22 protein-coding genes are annotated in these 17,380 nt (G+C 54.9%); 10 read left to right on the top strand and 12 right to left on the bottom strand.

The genetic code is table 11. The features are described 5' to 3' along the window. Positions 1-56 precede the first annotated feature (56 nt). From arcB to mtgA, 3 genes are all read left to right on the top strand, one after another. The gene (gene arcB, locus ABFV38_RS19680) at positions 57-2,390 is read left to right on the top strand and encodes an aerobic respiration two-component sensor histidine kinase ArcB (RefSeq protein WP_048225127.1); all 2,334 of its coding nucleotides are present in this window, start codon (positions 57-59) and stop codon (positions 2,388-2,390) included. Between the two features lie 232 nt (positions 2,391-2,622). Further along, a complete protein-coding gene (gene elbB / locus ABFV38_RS19675; RefSeq protein ID WP_048029292.1) occupies positions 2,623-3,276 on the top strand; it encodes an isoprenoid biosynthesis glyoxalase ElbB in 654 nt (217 codons plus the stop codon). Beyond that, positions 3,273-3,998: a monofunctional biosynthetic peptidoglycan transglycosylase gene (mtgA, locus tag ABFV38_RS19670; protein ID WP_063622540.1), complete on the top strand. Its 726-nt coding sequence runs from the start codon at positions 3,273-3,275 to the stop codon at positions 3,996-3,998. The genes elbB and mtgA overlap by 4 nt, the downstream gene beginning before the upstream one ends. 41 nt (positions 3,999-4,039) lie before the next feature. Here mtgA and npr read toward each other — a convergent pair whose 3' ends face one another. From npr to ABFV38_RS19615, 11 genes are all read right to left on the bottom strand, one after another. Then, the gene (gene npr / locus ABFV38_RS19665) at positions 4,040-4,312 is read right to left on the bottom strand and encodes a PTS phosphocarrier protein NPr (protein WP_003861872.1); all 273 of its coding nucleotides are present in this window, start codon (positions 4,310-4,312) and stop codon (positions 4,040-4,042) included. Then, positions 4,309-5,163 carry an RNase adapter RapZ gene (gene rapZ / locus ABFV38_RS19660; RefSeq protein WP_045910110.1) on the bottom strand — a complete coding sequence of 285 codons (855 nt, stop codon included), beginning with the start codon at positions 5,161-5,163 and terminating at the stop codon, positions 4,309-4,311. The genes npr and rapZ overlap by 4 nt, the downstream gene beginning before the upstream one ends. Before the next feature lie 45 nt (positions 5,164-5,208). Next, positions 5,209-5,700, bottom strand: coding sequence for a PTS IIA-like nitrogen regulatory protein PtsN (gene ptsN / locus ABFV38_RS19655; protein WP_008501443.1), 492 nt, complete (start codon positions 5,698-5,700; stop codon positions 5,209-5,211). Between the two features lie 82 nt (positions 5,701-5,782). Beyond that, positions 5,783-6,070 carry a ribosome hibernation promoting factor gene (gene hpf / locus ABFV38_RS19650; RefSeq protein WP_013098943.1) on the bottom strand — a complete coding sequence of 96 codons (288 nt, stop codon included), beginning with the start codon at positions 6,068-6,070 and terminating at the stop codon, positions 5,783-5,785. A gap of 22 nt (positions 6,071-6,092) precedes the next feature. Continuing rightward, positions 6,093-7,526 carry an RNA polymerase factor sigma-54 gene (gene rpoN, locus ABFV38_RS19645; RefSeq protein WP_048225120.1) on the bottom strand — a complete coding sequence of 478 codons (1,434 nt, stop codon included), beginning with the start codon at positions 7,524-7,526 and terminating at the stop codon, positions 6,093-6,095. Between the two features lie 47 nt (positions 7,527-7,573). After that, on the bottom strand, positions 7,574-8,299 hold the full coding sequence (gene lptB / locus ABFV38_RS19640; RefSeq protein WP_008501446.1) for an LPS export ABC transporter ATP-binding protein: 726 nt from the start codon (positions 8,297-8,299) through the stop codon (positions 7,574-7,576). Between the two features lie 6 nt (positions 8,300-8,305). Beyond that, on the bottom strand, positions 8,306-8,860 hold the full coding sequence (gene lptA, locus ABFV38_RS19635; RefSeq protein ID WP_020883526.1) for a lipopolysaccharide ABC transporter substrate-binding protein LptA: 555 nt from the start codon (positions 8,858-8,860) through the stop codon (positions 8,306-8,308). Continuing rightward, positions 8,829-9,404, bottom strand: coding sequence for an LPS export ABC transporter periplasmic protein LptC (lptC, locus tag ABFV38_RS19630; protein ID WP_024906353.1), 576 nt, complete (start codon positions 9,402-9,404; stop codon positions 8,829-8,831). Before lptC ends, lptA begins: the two co-directional genes overlap by 32 nt. After that, entirely contained in the window at positions 9,401-9,967 is a 567-nt protein-coding gene (kdsC, locus tag ABFV38_RS19625) for a 3-deoxy-manno-octulosonate-8-phosphatase KdsC (RefSeq protein ID WP_048225116.1), read from the bottom strand. Before kdsC ends, lptC begins: the two co-directional genes overlap by 4 nt. A 14-nt stretch (positions 9,968-9,981) precedes the next feature. Beyond that, on the bottom strand, positions 9,982-10,968 hold the full coding sequence (gene kdsD / locus ABFV38_RS19620) for an arabinose-5-phosphate isomerase KdsD (protein ID WP_008501450.1): 987 nt from the start codon (positions 10,966-10,968) through the stop codon (positions 9,982-9,984). 13 nt (positions 10,969-10,981) lie between these two features. Continuing rightward, positions 10,982-11,959 (bottom strand): calcium/sodium antiporter, encoded by a 978-nt coding sequence (locus ABFV38_RS19615; protein ID WP_045334591.1) that lies wholly within the window; start codon positions 11,957-11,959, stop codon positions 10,982-10,984. Between the two features lie 227 nt (positions 11,960-12,186). Here ABFV38_RS19615 and mlaF point away from each other — a divergent pair, with 227 nt between their 5' ends. The 7 genes from mlaF (at position 12,187) to murA (ending at position 16,980) form a co-directional block, all read left to right on the top strand. Next, entirely contained in the window at positions 12,187-12,999 is an 813-nt protein-coding gene (gene mlaF, locus ABFV38_RS19610; RefSeq protein WP_348957874.1) for a phospholipid ABC transporter ATP-binding protein MlaF, read from the top strand. 7 nt (positions 13,000-13,006) lie between these two features. After that, a complete protein-coding gene (mlaE, locus tag ABFV38_RS19605; RefSeq protein WP_010436044.1) occupies positions 13,007-13,789 on the top strand; it encodes a lipid asymmetry maintenance ABC transporter permease subunit MlaE in 783 nt (260 codons plus the stop codon). 4 nt (positions 13,790-13,793) lie between these two features. Further along, the gene (gene mlaD, locus ABFV38_RS19600; RefSeq protein ID WP_008501455.1) at positions 13,794-14,342 is read left to right on the top strand and encodes an outer membrane lipid asymmetry maintenance protein MlaD; all 549 of its coding nucleotides are present in this window, start codon (positions 13,794-13,796) and stop codon (positions 14,340-14,342) included. 18 nt (positions 14,343-14,360) lie between these two features. Next, entirely contained in the window at positions 14,361-14,996 is a 636-nt protein-coding gene (mlaC, locus tag ABFV38_RS19595) for a phospholipid-binding protein MlaC (protein ID WP_045910107.1), read from the top strand. Further along, entirely contained in the window at positions 14,996-15,289 is a 294-nt protein-coding gene (mlaB, locus tag ABFV38_RS19590; RefSeq protein ID WP_048028841.1) for a lipid asymmetry maintenance protein MlaB, read from the top strand. Before mlaC ends, mlaB begins: the two co-directional genes overlap by 1 nt. Positions 15,290-15,415: 126 nt before the next feature. After that, positions 15,416-15,670 (top strand): BolA family iron metabolism protein IbaG, encoded by a 255-nt coding sequence (gene ibaG / locus ABFV38_RS19585; RefSeq protein WP_008501458.1) that lies wholly within the window; start codon positions 15,416-15,418, stop codon positions 15,668-15,670. A gap of 50 nt (positions 15,671-15,720) precedes the next feature. Next, entirely contained in the window at positions 15,721-16,980 is a 1,260-nt protein-coding gene (murA, locus tag ABFV38_RS19580; RefSeq protein ID WP_045910105.1) for a UDP-N-acetylglucosamine 1-carboxyvinyltransferase, read from the top strand. 61 nt (positions 16,981-17,041) lie between these two features. Here the strand turns inward: murA and sfsB are convergent, their stop codons facing one another. Continuing rightward, on the bottom strand, positions 17,042-17,329 hold the full coding sequence (gene sfsB / locus ABFV38_RS19575) for a DNA-binding transcriptional regulator SfsB (RefSeq protein WP_048028843.1): 288 nt from the start codon (positions 17,327-17,329) through the stop codon (positions 17,042-17,044). Positions 17,330-17,380 lie beyond the last annotated feature (51 nt).

Raw genomic sequence — 17,380 nt, 5'->3', positions numbered from 1 at the left:
ACGTCCTGCCGCGAATTTGAGTATTATTGAGCGATAACGTCGTGAAGGGATCCTCTATGAAGCAAATTCGAATGCTTGCCCAGTATTACGTCGACCTGATGATGAAGCTTGGGCTGGTGCGTTTTTCCATGCTGCTTGCGCTGGCGCTGGTCGTTCTGGCCATTGTCGTGCAAATGGCGGTTACCATGGTTCTGCATGGTCAGGTCGAGAGTATCGACGTCATCCGCTCCATCTTCTTTGGCTTGCTTATTACTCCCTGGGCGGTCTATTTCCTTTCCGTAGTGGTTGAACAGCTGGAAGAGTCCCGTCAGCGTTTATCTAAGCTGGTGGATAAACTGGAAGAGATGCGCGAGCGCGACCTGAAGCTCAACGTCCAGCTCAAAGACAACATTGCGCAGCTGAATCAGGAGATTTCAGATCGTGAGAAGGCGGAGGCCGAGCGTCAGGCCACCCTGGAGCAGCTGAAAATTGAAATGAAAGAGCGCGAGGTCACGCAGATCCAGCTTGAGCAGCAATCCTCTTTCCTGCGGTCGTTCCTGGATGCGTCGCCGGATCTGGTGTTCTACCGTAATGAAGATAAAGAATTTTCCGGCTGTAACCGGGCGATGGAGTTGCTTACCGGGAAAAGCGAGAAGCAGCTGATTCACCTGAAGCCGCAGGACGTTTACTCTGAAGAGGCGGCGGCCAAGGTCATGGAGACCGACGAAAAAGTCTTCCGTCATAACGTCTCGCTGACCTATGAACAGTGGCTGGATTACCCGGACGGACGCAAAGCCTGCTTTGAGATCCGTAAGGTGCCCTACTATGACCGCGTGGGCAAACGCCACGGTCTGATGGGCTTTGGCCGCGACATTACCGAGCGTAAGCGCTACCAGGATGCCCTGGAGCGTGCCAGCCGCGACAAGACCACCTTTATCTCCACCATCAGCCACGAGCTGCGTACGCCGCTCAACGGCATTGTCGGGCTGAGTCGTATTCTGCTGGATACCGACCTGACCGCAGAGCAGGAAAAATACCTCAAGACTATCCATGTCTCAGCGGTCACGCTGGGTAATATCTTCAATGATATTATTGATATGGATAAGATGGAGCGCCGTAAAGTTCAGCTTGATAACCAGCCGGTTGATTTCACCAGCTTCCTTGCCGATCTGGAAAACCTGTCCGGCCTGCAGGCGCAGCAGAAGGGCCTGAGCTTTGTTATGGAGCCCACCTTGCCGCTGCCGCATAAAGTGGTGACTGACGGCACGCGATTGCGCCAGATCCTGTGGAACCTGATCAGCAACGCGGTGAAATTCACCCAGAAGGGGCAGGTGGCGGTGCGTATCCGCTATGACGAAGGCGACATGCTGCACTTCGAGGTAGAGGACTCCGGAATTGGTATTCCGCAGGAGGAGCAGGACAAGATCTTTGCCATGTACTACCAGGTGAAAGACAGCAACGGCGGGAAACCGGCGACCGGAACAGGCATTGGCCTGGCGGTCTCTAAACGTCTGGCGAAGAGCATGGGCGGTGATATCACCGTAGCCAGCCAGCCGGGCAAAGGGTCAACCTTCACGCTGACGGTCCATGCGCCAGCGGTGGCGGAAGAGGTAGAAGATACCTTTGAAAATGACGATATGCCGCTGCCAGCCCTGCACGTCCTGCTGGTGGAAGATATTGAGCTGAACGTGATCGTGGCGCGCTCGGTGCTGGAAAAACTGGGCAACAGCGTGGATGTCGCGATGACCGGCAAAGCCGCGCTGGAGATGTTTAAACCCGGCGAATACGATCTTGTTCTGCTGGATATTCAATTACCGGATATGACCGGGCTGGATATCTCGCGCGAGCTGACGCGTCAGTACGCGGCCGACGAACTGCCGCCGCTGGTTGCCCTGACGGCGAACGTGCTGAAAGATAAAAAAGAGTATCTCGATGCCGGTATGGACGATGTACTCAGCAAGCCGCTGGCGGTGCCTGCTCTGACCGCTATGATCAAAAAGTTCTGGGATACCCATGATGAAGAGGAGAGCACTATGACGTCTGTTGATAGCGCAAAAGCCCAAACGATACTCGATACCGCGATGCTGGAGCAGTATATCGATCTGGTGGGGCCGAAACTGATTACCGACGGTCTGGCCGTGTTCGAAAAAATGATGCCGGGCTATCTGAGCGTGCTGGAATCCAACCTGACGGCTCGTGACCAGAAGGGTATCGTGGAAGAAGGACATAAAATCAAAGGCGCAGCCGGCTCGGTTGGTTTACGCCACCTGCAGCAGCTGGGACAACAGATTCAGTCGCCTGATTTACCTGCATGGGAAGATAACGTGGGTGATTGGGTTGAAGAGATGAAGCAAGAGTGGCAAAACGATGTTGCGGTGCTTAAAGCCTGGGTTGACGCCAGAAAAAAATGACCCCGGATTAACCGGGGTGCGCGAATACTGCGCCAACACCAGGGAAATCGTGGCTGCGCCTGTTTTTAAACATTATTTTCGAAAGGGCGCTGCCTGAAAAATTTAGGCCGCACGCAGATAAGATAGCAAATCTTAAATGGTTTGTTACATGAATCAGTGAAATGTGTGAAGCATAGCGTTTTAATCAAAATTATTAATGTGCTTCAGCAAGTTGCAGAAAAGGATTGTCATGATGAAAAAGATTGGTGTCGTGCTCAGCGGATGTGGTGTTTACGATGGTTCTGAGATACACGAAGCCGTCATTACGCTGCTGGCCCTGGCTAAGCAGGGAGCAGAGGTGATTTGTTTTGCGCCAGACAAAAATCAGGCGGATGTGATTAACCATCTGACCGGTGAACCAATGGCGGAAACCCGTAACGTGCTGATTGAAGCCGCACGTATTGCGCGAGGTGACATCCATCCTCTTATTCAGGCAGACGCCGCAGAGCTTGATGCGCTCATTGTCCCGGGTGGATTTGGCGCGGCCAAAAATCTCAGTACCTTTGCTGCGCAGGGCGCGGAGTGTCAGATCGATCCTCATCTCAAAGCGCTGTCGCAGGCTATGCATGCGGCAGGGAAACCGCTGGGCTTTATCTGTATCGCACCGGCGATGTTGCCTAAGATTTTTGATTTCCCGCTGCGCCTGACCATCGGGACGGATATTGATACTGCGGAGATCGTCGAGGAAATGGGTGGCGAACACGTTCCGTGCCCGGTGGATGACATTGTGGTTGATGAAGATAATAAAATTGTCACCACGCCGGCCTATATGCTGGCGCAGAATATTGCAGAAGCGGCCACGGGAATCGAAAAGCTGGTCGCCCGCGTGCTGGTGCTGGCTGAATGAGTCGTCAATCCGGCGCAGGTGCGTGGGTAAAACGTACTTTATTGCGCATCGTTCTGGTGCTGGCGGTGTTTTGGGGCGGTGGACTCGCCCTGTTCAGCATTATGCCGGTCCCGTTCTCCGCCGTGATGGTTGAGCGTCAACTCGGTGCGTGGCTCAGCGGTGATTTCGGCTATGTTGCCCATTCTGACTGGGTAAGCATGGACGAGATCTCGCCGTTCATGGGGCTGGCGGTCATCGCAGCGGAGGACCAGAAATTCCCGGAGCACTGGGGATTCGATGTGGCCGCGATTGAGAAGGCACTGGCGCATAACGAACGTCATGAAAACCGCGTGCGTGGCGCGTCAACGTTGTCGCAGCAGACGGCCAAAAATCTGTTTCTGTGGGACGGCCGCAGCTGGGTGCGAAAGGGGCTGGAAGCAGGATTAACCCTGGGCATGGAAACGGTCTGGAGCAAAAAGCGCATTCTGACCGTGTATCTCAACGTTGCCGAGTTTGGCGACGGGGTATTTGGTGTCGAAGCTGCATCACAACGCTATTTTAATAAACCCGCCAGCAAGCTGAGCATGTCGGAGGCGGCGCTGCTCGCGGCTGTTCTGCCTAATCCCATCCGTTTTAAAGCCAGTGCCCCATCAGGCTACGTGCGTAGCCGTCAGGCGTGGATCATGCGCCAGATGCGTCAGTTGGGAGGAGAAGGGTTTATGGAGAGCAACAAACTTATGTAGGGCGGGTAAGCGCAGCGCCACCCGCCTGAAGGGCAAAGACCTTAATCTTCGTCAAACCCGGCGTTAAACAGCGCAATCACCGCCGCCAGCGCTTCCTCTTCCTGAGGGCCGGTGGCTTCGACTTCAATCTGACGCCCTTTGGCGGAATCCAGCATCAGCAGCGCGATCACGCTGTTCGCTTCCGCTTCGGTACCTTCGTCATTCCGCAGCAGAACTTCTGCATCGAAACCCTGCATCAGCTCAAACAGCTTCATCGCCGGGCGCGCATGCATGCCCAGCTTATTGGTGATCTCAACGGTCTGTTTTACGGTCATGTTTTACGTTTTTCCAGCGTGCGATGACGGGACTGAACGTTCTTCCCGCGCGAGCGGAAATAGTCGGCCAGCTGTTCGGCGATATAAACCGAACGATGTTTACCGCCGGTACAGCCAATCGCTACCGTCAGGTAGCTACGATTGTTTGTCTCCAGCATAGGTAACCATAGCTCAAGGTAGCTTCGCGTCTGGTAGATAAAATTGTGAACTTCTGTGTGCCTGTCGAGGAAGGCCGCAACGGGTTTATCCAGACCGGTCATGGGACGCAGTTTCGGATCCCAGTGCGGGTTCGGCAGGAAGCGCACGTCGAAAACATAATCCGCATCGATCGGGATACCGTGCTTGAAGCCAAAGGATTCGAACACCATCGTCAGTTCGCGCTCGCGTTTACCCAACAACCGGGTACGCAGCATTTCTGCCAGCTCGTGAACGGACATCTCAGAGGTGTCGACAATCAGGTCGGCACGAGAACGCAGCGGCTCCAGCAGATCGCTCTCTTCATCGATAGCACTTTCCAGAGAGAGGTTCTTACTGGAAAGCGGGTGCAAACGACGGGTATCGCTGTAGCGGCGGATCAGGGTATTACGGTCTGCATCAAGGAACAGCAGCTGCGGCGAGAATGCGTCGGGCAGGTTACTCATGGCCTGTTCGAAGATCTCTGGCGATTCAGGCATGTTACGAACGTCGATACTGACGGCGGCCGAGGTTTGCCTCTCCGCCAGCGTACGGGCCAGTTCGGGCAACAACACGACCGGCAGGTTATCGACGCAGTAAAAACCCATGTCTTCCAGCGCGCGCAGAGCAACGGATTTCCCCGACCCTGAACGGCCACTGACAATCATCAGCACCATGTTCCGTTTCTCCTCAGGACAACAGATGTGAAGGCCATCTCCTGGTTATGCATCATCCTGATTGCCTTCTGCTTCAGTGATAATTTGATAGAGCTCTTCATCACTTTGAGCCGAGCGCAGTCGACGGCAAATGGTTTTGTCAGCCAGACGCTTGGCGACCAGCGACAGCGTATGCAGATGGGTTTTCGTCTGGTCAGCAGGCACCAGCAGCGCGAAGAGGAGATCGACGGGCTGGTTATCAATGGCATCGAAGGCGATCGGTGTTTCAAGCTGCACAAACACACCGACGGCACGCAGGGTATCCTCTTCCAGTTTGCCATGCGGGATCGCGATGCCGTTGCCGATACCGGTACTGCCCATCTTTTCACGGGTCAGAATCGCTTCGAACACCACCTGCGGCGGCAGGCCCAGCTGTTTTGCGGCCAGTTCACTGATGATCTCCAGCGCACGTTTTTTGCTCTGGCAGTGAACCGCACTGCGGGTACATTCCTGGTTAAGGACATTGCTCAGTTGAAGAGCGGAATCGTTGTTCATCATAATTTCACCTAAGCGCTAACTGTACAAATGGCCTGTTGTGTTTCACAACAGGCCGTCCTGCACCCGTTAACTGCCCGGACAATTAGTGTTGTTTCAGTTTATCTTTATGTTTATTGAGCTGTCGCGCAAGCTTATCAATCAAGCCGTCGATAGCAGCGTACATGTCTTGCCCTTCCGCACTGGCATGCAGTTCACCCCCGTTAACATGCAGGGTGGCATCCGAGATATGAGTCACTTTCTCCACTTTCAACACAATATAGACCTGATTGATCCTTTCGAAATACTGCTCGAGTTTTGCAAACTTCGTGTTCACAAAGTCGCGTAAAGCCTCAGTAATTTCGACGTTTTGTCCAGTGATGTTGAGCTGCATAGTGTCTTCCTTATCGGTTGTGTCAGACCAGCTGTTTACGCTGGTTGGACGGCGGAATGGATAAAGACTCTCGATACTTCGCAACAGTACGACGTGCCACCATAATACCCTGATCGGACAGCATGGTGGTTAACTTACTGTCGCTTAGCGGCTTCGCGGGGTTCTCCGCGGCGATCAACTTCTTCACCAGGGCACGGATGGCCGTGGACGACGCTTCGCCGCCGCCCTCGGTATTCACATGGCTGGAGAAGAAATACTTAAGCTCAAAAATACCGCGTGGACTGTGCAGATACTTCTGCGTGGTGACACGGGAAATGGTTGATTCATGCATCTCGACGGCCTGGGCGATATCCGCCAGCACCATCGGTTTCATATACTCTTCACCCTGCTCAAAGAACGCCTGCTGCTGTTCCACAATGCAGCGGCTGACGCGTAGCAGCGTATCATTTCGGCTCTCCAGACTTTTGATCAGCCATCGCGCTTCCTGCAAATTGCTACGAATATATTGATTGTCGGAGTCGTTACGCACGCTGGTGCACATGGAGGCATACTGCTGGTTGATTTGCAGGCGAGGGATACTGTCAGAGTTCAGTTCAACGACCCAGCGGCCGTTATTTTTTCTGACCAGCACATCCGGGATCACGTACTCGGGTTCGCTGGTCTGGATCGACTGACCGGGGCGCGGATCGAGCGACTGGATCAGATTCACCGCTTCTTTCAGCACCTCTTCTTTCAGGCGCGTGACGCGCATCAGGGTGCGGAAATCGTGGTTCGCCAGCAGATCAAGATGATCGCTGATGATTAGGCGCGCCTCGTCGAGCCATGGCGTCTCTTTGCTGAACTGAGACAGCTGGATCAGCAGGCAGTCGCGCAGATCTTTTGCGGCTACGCCTACCGGATCGAAACGCTGGATGCGCTTCAGAACGGCTTCAACTTCCTCAAGCTCAATCTCGTCGTCGCCCATGCTTTCCAGAATATCGTCCAGCGTGACGGTCAAATAGCCGGTGTCGTCAACGGCATCGACAATTGACGTGGCAATCGCGCGGTCGGTGTCGGAGAAGGGGGTGAGTTCCACCTGCCACATCAGGTAATCCTGCAGCGACTGGGTGGTTTCTCCCTGATAGACCGGTAGCTCATCATCCTGGTAGTCTGCACGCGTACCGGAAGGGGTGCCGGCGGTGTAGATTTCATCCCAGCTGGCATCCAGCGGAAGCTCGTCGGGCATCTCTTTTTGTTCGAGTGCATCTGCGGTATCGAGCGCTTCTGTATCCTGCGATTGCTGGGTATCTACCTCGTCATGAAGATCGGTTTGTTCCAGCAGGGGGTTGCTGTCCAGCGCCTGCTGGAGCTCCTGCTGAAGTTCTAACGTGGACAGTTGCAACAGGCGAATTGCCTGCTGTAGCTGCGGCGTCATCGCCAGTTGTTGGCTGAGCCTTAATTGCAAACCTTGCTTCATGTTCAGAGCATTTTTCTCCGGTTCGGCGTTACGTTACCTCTACCCTATCAGAGTCTGAAGTCTTCCCCAAGATAGACGCGCTTAACATGATCGTCTTCGAGGATCTGCTGCGGGGTACCGTGGGCGATCAGATTGCCCTGGCTCACAATATAGGCGCGTTCACACACGGCCAGCGTTTCACGCACGTTGTGGTCGGTGATCAGTACGCCAAGCCCGCTGTCGCGCAGGTGTTCAATGATACGTTTGATGTCGATAACGGAGATCGGGTCAACGCCCGCAAACGGTTCATCCAGCAGGATAAATTTCGGGTTTGCGGCCAGCGCACGCGCAATCTCAACACGACGGCGTTCGCCCCCGGAGAGTGCCTGACCGAGGCTGTCGCGCAGATGCTCGATGTGGAACTCTTCCATCAGCTCGTTGGCACGATCCTGACGCTGTTCGTTGGTCAGATCGTTACGAATTTGCAGGACCGCCATCAGGTTGTCGTAAACGCTGAGACGACGGAAAATGGAGGCTTCCTGCGGCAGATAGCCGATCCCGCGACGCGCGCGCGCGTGGAGCGGCAGAAGGCTGATGTCTTCATCGTCAATGATAATGTTGCCGGCATCGCGCGGCACAATACCCACGACCATGTAGAAGGTTGTCGTTTTACCCGCACCGTTCGGGCCAAGCAGCCCCACGATTTCGCCGGAGTTAACGGTCAGACTGACATCTTCTACGACACGGCGGCCCTTATAGGCCTTCGCGAGATTTTTTGCAGTTAATGTTGCCATAACGAATTAGTTACTCTTCTTCTGTGCCGGGGCCTGGCCCTTGCCTTTATCCTGCAACTGCGACGGAACCAGAACGGTGGTGACGCGTTTGCCTTTCTCGCTGGAGGCCTGCATTTTTTGCTCTTTAACCAGATAGGTAATCTGGTCGCCGGTAATGTTGCTGTCCAGCTGTTCCAGATAGGCATTGCCGGTCAGGATGACCAGGTCCTTCGCCAGCTCATAGTGCATGTGCGTGGCGCGGCCTTTCACCGGCTTGCCGTTGTCCTGCATCTGGTAGAAGGTCGCCGGATTACCATAGCCATCGATAATCTCTTTGCCCTGCTCACCACCCGGACGGGTCACGACCACTTTGTCGGCGTTGATTTTGATGGTGCCCTGGGTCATGACGACGTTACCCGTGAAGGTGACGACGTTACCCTGCATATCGAGAGACTGGGTGTCGGACTCGATATGAATCGGCTGGTCGGTATCGCCCGTTACAGCAAGCGCGGGGAGACTGGTCGCCAGCATCGCGCTGGCGATAATTACTTTAAGGCTGAGTTTGTTTGTTTTGAATTTCATAGGAGGTTCTAACCTTTTCAATCAGCTCGGCGTTCTTGCTGCGTAAGTTCCCGCGCATTCTCAAACCGCTGGAATTAAATGTTGTGCCATACAGTGTGACCAGATCCTGCGACGTCACGTCCTGGGTTACCAGGTTGATCTGGGCATTATCCGTCGTAATTTTTCGCAGTTGCGAGTCGGCGGTCAGGGCGTTGACTTCAACGTGACCATACAGATAAAGCATACGGTCATTTGTCAGTTTTGCCCGATCTGACTTAATTGACCACGTCGGCACTTTGTCCTTATCAAAGGTGGTCATGACAGGCTGGGTAAACCACGAAATACCGTCATCTGAAAAATATTCAACATGCTGGGCAATCAGGCGATAGTTCAGCGCGCCTTCCGGGCTGTAGACCACGGTGTCGCTGTGATCGCTTTTATAGGTTGGATCGTTATTGTTGATCACTTCCGTTTGCGTATCGTCGCGATCGGCAAGGTTCACGCCAATCAATACCAGTGCGACAAGCGAAAGCAAAATGATAATCCAACGTCTGGTTTTACTCATATCGATTGCCCTTTGGCCTCATCAAGCTTGCCCTGCGCCAGCAGAAGCAGATCGCAGACTTCACGGACAGCGCCGCGGCCACCGTTGATGTGGGTAACGTAGTCGGCGCGCGGGATCAGCAGCGGATGCGCATCGGCAACGGCGATGCTCAGCCCAACTTCAGCCATCACCGGCCAGTCAATCAGGTCGTCCCCGACGTAGGCCACGTTTTCCGGCGCGATAGCCAGTTTACCCAGTAAATCATTGAACGCCGCCATCTTATCGGACTGGCCCTGATACAGATGGGTAATACCTAAGGTTTCACAGCGGTCTTCTACCAGTTTAGCGTTTCGCCCGGTGATGATCGCCACCTCAATCCCCGAGGTGAGCGCACAGCGGATACCGTAGCCATCGCGAACGTTAAACGCCTTCAGCTCTTCACCATTATTGCCCATGTAAATCAGGCCATCGGAGAGGACCCCATCCACATCCAGGATCAGCAGACGAATGTTTTTCGCCTTTGCCATCATCTGTGTACTGACCGGCCCATAACAGGTTGCAAGGGATGCACCCGCATTACTCATTGTCTTATCCTTCATTACACTACGCCTGCGCGCAGCAGATCATGCATATGTACCACACCCAGCAACTGGTCGCCATCGGCAACCATAACGGAGGTGATATGGCGGGACTGCATCAGGTTCAGCACGTCCACGGCCAGCGTACCCGGACGGACGCGGATGCCGCCGGGCGTCATTACATCGGCAATACCGAGCGTGCGGACATCGACACCCATGTCGAACACGCGACGCAGGTCGCCATCGGTGAAGATCCCCTGAATTTTCATCAGATCGTCGCACACGACCGTCATCCCCAGATTCTTGCGGGTGATTTCCAGCAGCGCATCACGCAGGGAGGCTTCTTTACTGACGTGAGGGATCTCATCCCCGGTGTGCATAATATCGTTTACCCGCAGCAGGAGCTTGCGCCCCAGCGCGCCGCCCGGGTGGGACAGCGCGAAATCTTCCGGCGTAAAGCCACGGGCTTCAAGCAGCGCCACGGCAAGCGCATCGCCCATAACCAGTGCCGCGGTGGTGCTGGAGGTCGGCGCCAGGCCGAGCGGACAGGCCTCTTTGGGAACCTTCACGCACAGGTGAATATCGGCTGCGCGCGCCATGCTGCTTTCCGGACGGCTGGTCATGCAAATCAGCGGGACCTGCAGTCGCTTCAGTACCGGGATCAGCGCCAGGATTTCATTGGACTCACCGGAGTTGGAGAGCGCGATGACGATATCCTGCGGCGTGACCATACCCAGGTCCCCGTGTGCGGCTTCCCCCGGGTGGACAAAGAAGGACGAGGTGCCGGTACTGGCAAAGGTTGCCGCCATTTTGCGTCCAATGTGGCCGGACTTGCCCATCCCCATCACCACGACTTTGCCGGCACAGTAGAATATCTTCTCACATGCCAGACTAAAATCCTGATTTATGTACTGATCTAACTGCGCCAGACCTTCACGTTCAATCTCCAGAACGTCTTTGCCTGCTTTCTGAAAGTCAAAACCCGGCTGCAATTCTATTTGCGACATAATGCGTTTCCGTTTACCCAGAGAGAAGAGGCGAGAGCCAGTACAGCATCGCCATCCATACGATAAATCCACCCGTCAGCAGCGCGCCTGCGCCTTTACCGATCTGTCGTTGCCGCCGCCAGCAGAGCAGGGCAAAAATCACGCTGACCAGCAACATCACGCCGTAATCACGTGAGAACGCCAGGGGATTAAAGGGCCCTGGCGAAATCAGGGCTGGCAGGCCCATCACAATGGCGATATTAAAAATGTTAGAGCCGATGATATTACCAATGGCAATGTCATCCTCACCTTTACGGGCCCCCGCAATGGCGGTGGCCAGCTCCGGCAGGCTGGTGCCGATGGCAATCACCGTCAGGCCAATGGTCAGCTCGCTGATCGCAAAATAGTTCGCCAGCACCGTCGCGTTATCCACGACCATGCGCGTTGCCATCGGCATGATGATCAGCGCGACGCCCAGCCAGAGCAGGGCAACAGGCAGCGTGCCTTCTCGTGGAAGCTCGGCGACCTGCTCACGCGTGAGGCTATCCTGACCCTGCTTTTCAGCCTGACGGGCGATTTTAACACTATACAGCAGCCAAATAACGGCCAGCGCCAGCAAGAAAATGCCGTCGCTGTAGCTCAGTACGCCATCGTAAAATACGCACCCTGCCAGCAGGCTTACGAGTAACATTAGCGGCAATTCACGGCGCAGAACATCAGAATGCACGCGAAATGGATGGAGCAGCGCGGCCAGGCCTAAAATCAATAAAATATTGACGATGTTAGAGCCAATCGCGGTGCCGACTGCCAGGTCTACCTGGCCATGCAGCGATGCCGAGACAGAGACGATGATTTCAGGAAGTGACGTTCCTACGCTGACCACGGTCATCCCGATGACGACAGGCGGTACGCCACTCAGGCGACACAGGATAGATGCAGCAAACACTAAACGGTCAGCACTGTAGACCACCAACAGTAAACCAATTATTAACAGTGCTGTTGCTAAAAGCATCAAAAGTCCTTTCTTCAGGTATACTCGTCGGTCCATTGCTCGGGAATGGCTGGACTGCATACAGTCTGAGGCGTAACGAATTCCTAATTTTGACTTTATGCGCCGGAAAAGTAAAACAAATGCCAGCTTTCGCTAACCTCTACGGTTATTATTCTGTAAAAATGCTGAGTTTAGGGCTGATTCAGGCTACATGCCTTAACGTGAGCAGGATAAGAAAGGAACCATAAATGAGCCAAACCATGGCTAATTTAGTCGATGTCCGCGGGGTGAGTTTTTCTCGCGCCAACAGATTGATATTTGATGATATTTCGTTGACCGTGCCGCGTGGCAAGATCACTGCCATCATGGGGCCGTCCGGGATCGGTAAAACGACCCTGCTTCGCCTTATTGGCGGGCAGATCCCACCGGATAGCGGTGAGATCCTCTTTGATGGCGAAAACATCCCGGGGATGTCACGCTCGCGTCTGTATACTGTTCGCAAACGCATGAGCATGCTCTTTCAGTCGGGGGCCTTGTTCACCGACATGAACGTCTTTGATAACGTGGCCTATCCGCTGCGCGAGCATACCAGCCTGCCGCCTGCGCTGCTGAAAAGCACGGTGATGATGAAGCTTGAAGCCGTCGGGCTGCGGGGCGCCGCGAAACTGATGCCTTCGGAGCTGTCCGGCGGGATGGCGCGTCGTGCCGCGCTGGCGCGCGCCATCGCACTAGAACCTGATTTAATCATGTTCGACGAACCGTTTGTCGGGCAGGATCCCATCACGATGGGCGTGCTGGTGAAGCTCATCTCTGAACTGAATAGCGCGCTTGGCGTCACCTGCATTGTAGTGTCTCACGATGTACCTGAAGTGCTGAGCATTGCCGATTACGCCTACATCGTAGCGGACAAAAAGATCGTCGCACACGGTAGCGCCCAGGCGCTGCAGGAAAATTGCGATCCACGCGTGCGGCAGTTCCTTGACGGTATTGCCGATGGCCCTGTGCCGTTCCGCTACCCGGCGGGCGACTATCGTGACGATTTACTGGGAATAGGGAGTTAAGCCACTCATGCTGTTAAATGCGTTGGCCGCTCTCGGACACCGTGGCATAAAAACCATCAGGACGTTCGGGCGTGCCGGATTGATGTTATTCAACGCGCTGGTCGGCAAGCCGGAATTCCGTAAGCACGCGCCGCTATTGGTGCGGCAGCTTTATAATGTCGGCGTGCTGTCGATGCTCATCATCATTGTCTCCGGTCTGTTTATCGGGATGGTGCTGGGTCTGCAGGGCTACCTGGTGCTGACAACCTACAGTGCGGAAACCAGCCTCGGGATGCTGGTGGCGCTCTCGCTGCTGCGTGAACTGGGGCCCGTTGTGGCGGCGCTGTTGTTCGCAGGGCGCGCGGGGTCAGCCTTAACCGCTGAAATTGGCCTGATGCGCGCGACTGAGCAGCTCTCCAGCATGGAGATGATGGCGGTCGATCCGCTGCGTCGCGTGATCTCGCCGCGTTTCTGGGCGGGGGTTATCTCTTTACCGCTGCTGACGATACTGTTTGTCGCCGTGGGTATCTGGGGCGGTTCGCTGGTTGGCGTGCACTGGAAAGGCATTGACGCCGGTTTCTTCTGGTCTGCCATGCAGGACGCCATTGACCTGCGAATGGATCTGGTTAACTGCCTGATTAAGAGCGTGGTATTTGCCATTACGGTTACCTGGATTGCATTGTTTAATGGTTACGATGCGATTCCGACGTCGGCGGGCATTAGCCGCGCTACTACACGTACAGTCGTTCATTCGTCGCTGGCCGTACTGGGTCTGGATTTTGTGCTCACCGCACTGATGTTTGGGAATTGAGTTCATGCAAACGAGAAAAAATGAAATTTGGGTCGGTGTATTCCTGCTGCTGGCGCTGCTGGCCGCGTTGTTTATCTGCCTGAGAGCGGCAGATATCACGTCTGTACGCACCGAGCCGACGTACCGCATCTATGCCACCTTCGATAACATCGGCGGGCTGAAGGCGCGTTCACCGGTCCGTATTGGCGGCGTGGTGATCGGCCGCGTATCTGACATTACGCTGGATGAAAAGACCTATCTGCCGCGCGTCGCGATGGATATCGAAGAGCGTTACAACCACATTCCGGACACCAGCTCCCTGTCTATCCGGACTTCCGGTCTGCTGGGCGAACAATATCTGGCGCTTAACGTCGGTTTTGAAGACCCCGAGCTGGGAACGACTATCCTTAAGGACGGGAGCGTGATCCAGGACACCAAGTCCGCCATGGTGCTGGAAGATATGATTGGTCAGTTCCTTTACAACAGTAAAGGGGATGATAAAAAGTCTGACAATGCCCCTGCGCAGAGTGAAGACCATACCAATGCCGCGCCGACCCCAGGTGCTGCGAATTAATATCAGGAGAAGTCATTCATGTTTAAACGACTGTTAATGGTTGCCATGCTGGTCATCGCCCCTCTCACCGCGGTGCACGCGGCGGATCAGAGTAACCCGTACAAACTGATGGACGAGGCCGCGAAGAAAACCTTCGATCGTCTTAAAAACGAGCAGCCTAAGATTCGTGCTAATCCTGATTACCTGCGTGACGTGGTTGACCAGGAGCTGCTGCCGTACGTGCAGATCAAATATGCGGGAGCGCTGGTGCTGGGCCGCTATTACAAAGACGCGACCCCGGCGCAGCGTGAGGCCTATTTTGCCGCTTTCCGTGAATACCTTAAGCAGGCTTATGGTCAGGCGCTGGCGATGTACCACGGTCAGACCTATCAGATCGCCCCGGAGCAGCCGCTGGGTGATGCGACTATCGTCCCTATTCGCGTAACGATCAACGATCCTAACGGCCGTCCGCCGGTGCGTCTGGATTTCCAGTGGCGTAAAAACAGCCAGACCGGCCACTGGCAGGCGTATGACATGATTGCCGAAGGCGTAAGCATGATCACCACCAAACAGAACGAGTGGAGCGACCTACTGCGCACCAAGGGGATTGATGGCCTGACCGCGCAGCTGCAGTCCATTGCTCGTCAGAAAATCACGCTGGACGAGAAGAAGTAATGTCACAGCAACTCAGCTGGTCGCGTGAAGGCGAGACATTAAAGCTGTCCGGTGAGCTGGATCAGGATCTGCTGAACCCCTTATGGGATAAACGCCATGAGGCCATGCAGGGCGTGACGCTCATTGACTTAACTGACGTCACGCGGGTGGATACGGCAGGCGTTGCGCTGCTTGCCCATCTGGTTGCAGTAGGGAAAAAGCAGGGGGCGAGCGTCACGCTTCGCGGCGCGAGCGAGAATGTCGTGACCCTTGCGCAGCTCTACAATCTCCCTCAGGACGTATTGCCTCGTTAATATTTTCAGTGCGTTACTTCCGAAAGCCCTGACAGTTTCATCGTCGGGGCTTTTTGCTTGTTTAAGACGACGCCACTTTGCTCTAAGATGTTGGGCTTGTTTTCACTATCAGATGATTAAGAACCCATGGAAAATCATGAAATCCAGACAGTGCTGATGAATGCACTCTCCCTTCAGGAAGCCCACGTCACTGGCGATGGCAGTCACTTCCAGGTTATTGCTGTGGGTGAGATGTTCGACGGTATGAGCCGTGTGAAGAAACAGCAGGCTGTGTACGCGCCGCTGATGGAATATATTGCGGATAACCGCATCCACGCCCTGTCGATTAAAGCGTTCACCCCGCAAGAGTGGGCACGCGATCGCAAACTAAACGGTTTTTGAGCTGAGGGCGACAGGCCCGCAGCACGGTTGAATTTATAAGAGAGCACACAATGGATAAATTTCGTGTACAGGGGCCAACGCGTCTCCAGGGCGAAGTCACAATTTCTGGCGCGAAAAACGCCGCGCTGCCCATCCTCTTTGCTGCGCTGCTCGCGGAAGAGCCAGTAGAGATTCAGAACGTACCGAAGCTGAAAGATATCGACACCACCATGAAGCTGCTCACCCAGTTGGGCACGAAAGTCGAGCGTAACGGTTCCGTCTGGATCGATGCCAGCAAGGTGAACAACTTCTCTGCGCCTTACGATCTGGTGAAAACCATGCGTGCTTCCATCTGGGCGCTTGGCCCGCTGGTGGCGCGTTTCGGTCAGGGTCAGGTTTCGCTGCCGGGCGGCTGCGCCATCGGTGCGCGTCCGGTTGACCTGCACATCTTTGGTCTGGAAAAACTGGGCGCAGAGATCAAGCTGGAAGAAGGCTACGTTAAAGCGTCCGTCAATGGTCGTCTGAAAGGCGCGCACATTGTTATGGACAAAGTGAGCGTAGGCGCAACGGTAACCATTATGTCTGCGGCAACGCTGGCAGAAGGGACCACTATCATCGAAAACGCCGCGCGCGAACCGGAAATTGTGGATACCGCTAACTTCCTCGTGGCACTGGGCGCGAAGATCTCCGGCCAGGGTACCGACCGTATCACCATCGAAGGCGTTGAGCGTCTGGGCGGGGGTGTCTATCGCGTACTGCCGGACCGTATCGAAACCGGTACCTTCCTGGTCGCTGCCGCGATCTCTGGCGGGAAGATTGTTTGTCGCAACGCACAGCCTGATACGCTGGATGCGGTGCTGGCGAAACTGCGTGATGCGGGAGCGGATATCGAAATCGGTGAAGACTGGATCAGCCTCGATATGCATGGACAGCGTCCAAAAGCGGTCAATGTGCGTACGGCGCCACACCCGGCGTTCCCAACGGACATGCAGGCGCAGTTCACCTTGTTGAACCTGGTCGCCGAAGGGACTGGCTTCATCACTGAAACCATTTTCGAGAACCGCTTTATGCACGTACCGGAGCTGATCCGCATGGGTGCACGTGCTGAGATCGAAAGTAATACCGTGATTTGCCATGGCGTTGAGACACTGTCCGGCGCTCAGGTGATGGCAACCGATCTGCGTGCGTCTGCCAGCCTGGTGTTGGCGGGTTGTATCGCGGAAGGTACAACGATCGTGGATCGTATTTATCACATCGATCGTGGCTATGAGCGTATCGAAGATAAACTGCGCGCGCTGGGTGCCAATATCGAGCGTGTGAAGGGCGAGTAATCGTTCCGGCAGCCCCCTGCCAGACATGACCGGGGGGGTGCTGTTCCTGTCAAAAAACGCGTTATTCCTGCGGTTCTTTTTTTACTTTTCTCTGGCGAATCATGCGCGATCTGTCGATAAATTCATGGGTAACGGGATCGTGGTAGCGCGAAGGCCAAATCACCCACGGATGCGTATCCAGCGCCGTCGCGATAATTAATTCTCCTTTTGGCCAGGGGCGGGTGAGGGCGTTTGCCAGAGTTGAAGAACTCAGTCCATGGCGGCGGGACTCTGCTGCCAGTGAAGTGCCTCTTTTGCGCAGTGCGGCAATAATATCAGCCGTGTGCCAGTCGATAAATTTCGTATCCATAACGCCGTCCTTAAGTTCGGATTCACCTACGCCGTTTCTTCTGAAACGACG

It is taken from the genome of Enterobacter cloacae complex sp. Mu1197, assembly GCF_040059225.1.
Lineage (GTDB): Bacteria > Pseudomonadota > Gammaproteobacteria > Enterobacterales > Enterobacteriaceae > Enterobacter > Enterobacter quasiroggenkampii.
The sequence above is the reverse complement of the archived record's forward strand: the minus strand, read 5'-3'. Positions and strand labels throughout refer to the sequence as shown.

What these genes read in the sequence shown, in the direction of transcription:
- arcB (WP_048225127.1), top strand. Translation starts at nt 57, where the DNA reads ATGAAGCAAATTCGAATGCTTGCCCAGTATTACGTCGACCTGATGATG.
- elbB (WP_048029292.1), top strand. Translation starts at nt 2,623, where the DNA reads ATGAAAAAGATTGGTGTCGTGCTCAGCGGATGTGGTGTTTACGATGGT.
- mtgA (WP_063622540.1), top strand. Translation starts at nt 3,273, where the DNA reads ATGAGTCGTCAATCCGGCGCAGGTGCGTGGGTAAAACGTACTTTATTG.
- npr (WP_003861872.1), bottom strand. Translation starts at nt 4,312, where the DNA reads ATGACCGTAAAACAGACCGTTGAGATCACCAATAAGCTGGGCATGCAT.
- rapZ (WP_045910110.1), bottom strand. Translation starts at nt 5,163, where the DNA reads ATGGTGCTGATGATTGTCAGTGGCCGTTCAGGGTCGGGGAAATCCGTT.
- ptsN (WP_008501443.1), bottom strand. Translation starts at nt 5,700, where the DNA reads ATGATGAACAACGATTCCGCTCTTCAACTGAGCAATGTCCTTAACCAG.
- hpf (WP_013098943.1), bottom strand. Translation starts at nt 6,070, where the DNA reads ATGCAGCTCAACATCACTGGACAAAACGTCGAAATTACTGAGGCTTTA.
- rpoN (WP_048225120.1), bottom strand. Translation starts at nt 7,526, where the DNA reads ATGAAGCAAGGTTTGCAATTAAGGCTCAGCCAACAACTGGCGATGACG.
- lptB (WP_008501446.1), bottom strand. Translation starts at nt 8,299, where the DNA reads ATGGCAACATTAACTGCAAAAAATCTCGCGAAGGCCTATAAGGGCCGC.
- lptA (WP_020883526.1), bottom strand. Translation starts at nt 8,860, where the DNA reads ATGAAATTCAAAACAAACAAACTCAGCCTTAAAGTAATTATCGCCAGC.
- lptC (WP_024906353.1), bottom strand. Translation starts at nt 9,404, where the DNA reads ATGAGTAAAACCAGACGTTGGATTATCATTTTGCTTTCGCTTGTCGCA.
- kdsC (WP_048225116.1), bottom strand. Translation starts at nt 9,967, where the DNA reads ATGAGTAATGCGGGTGCATCCCTTGCAACCTGTTATGGGCCGGTCAGT.
- kdsD (WP_008501450.1), bottom strand. Translation starts at nt 10,968, where the DNA reads ATGTCGCAAATAGAATTGCAGCCGGGTTTTGACTTTCAGAAAGCAGGC.
- ABFV38_RS19615 (WP_045334591.1), bottom strand. Translation starts at nt 11,959, where the DNA reads ATGCTTTTAGCAACAGCACTGTTAATAATTGGTTTACTGTTGGTGGTC.
- mlaF (WP_348957874.1), top strand. Translation starts at nt 12,187, where the DNA reads ATGAGCCAAACCATGGCTAATTTAGTCGATGTCCGCGGGGTGAGTTTT.
- mlaE (WP_010436044.1), top strand. Translation starts at nt 13,007, where the DNA reads ATGCTGTTAAATGCGTTGGCCGCTCTCGGACACCGTGGCATAAAAACC.
- mlaD (WP_008501455.1), top strand. Translation starts at nt 13,794, where the DNA reads ATGCAAACGAGAAAAAATGAAATTTGGGTCGGTGTATTCCTGCTGCTG.
- mlaC (WP_045910107.1), top strand. Translation starts at nt 14,361, where the DNA reads ATGTTTAAACGACTGTTAATGGTTGCCATGCTGGTCATCGCCCCTCTC.
- mlaB (WP_048028841.1), top strand. Translation starts at nt 14,996, where the DNA reads ATGTCACAGCAACTCAGCTGGTCGCGTGAAGGCGAGACATTAAAGCTG.
- ibaG (WP_008501458.1), top strand. Translation starts at nt 15,416, where the DNA reads ATGGAAAATCATGAAATCCAGACAGTGCTGATGAATGCACTCTCCCTT.
- murA (WP_045910105.1), top strand. Translation starts at nt 15,721, where the DNA reads ATGGATAAATTTCGTGTACAGGGGCCAACGCGTCTCCAGGGCGAAGTC.
- sfsB (WP_048028843.1), bottom strand. Translation starts at nt 17,329, where the DNA reads ATGGATACGAAATTTATCGACTGGCACACGGCTGATATTATTGCCGCA.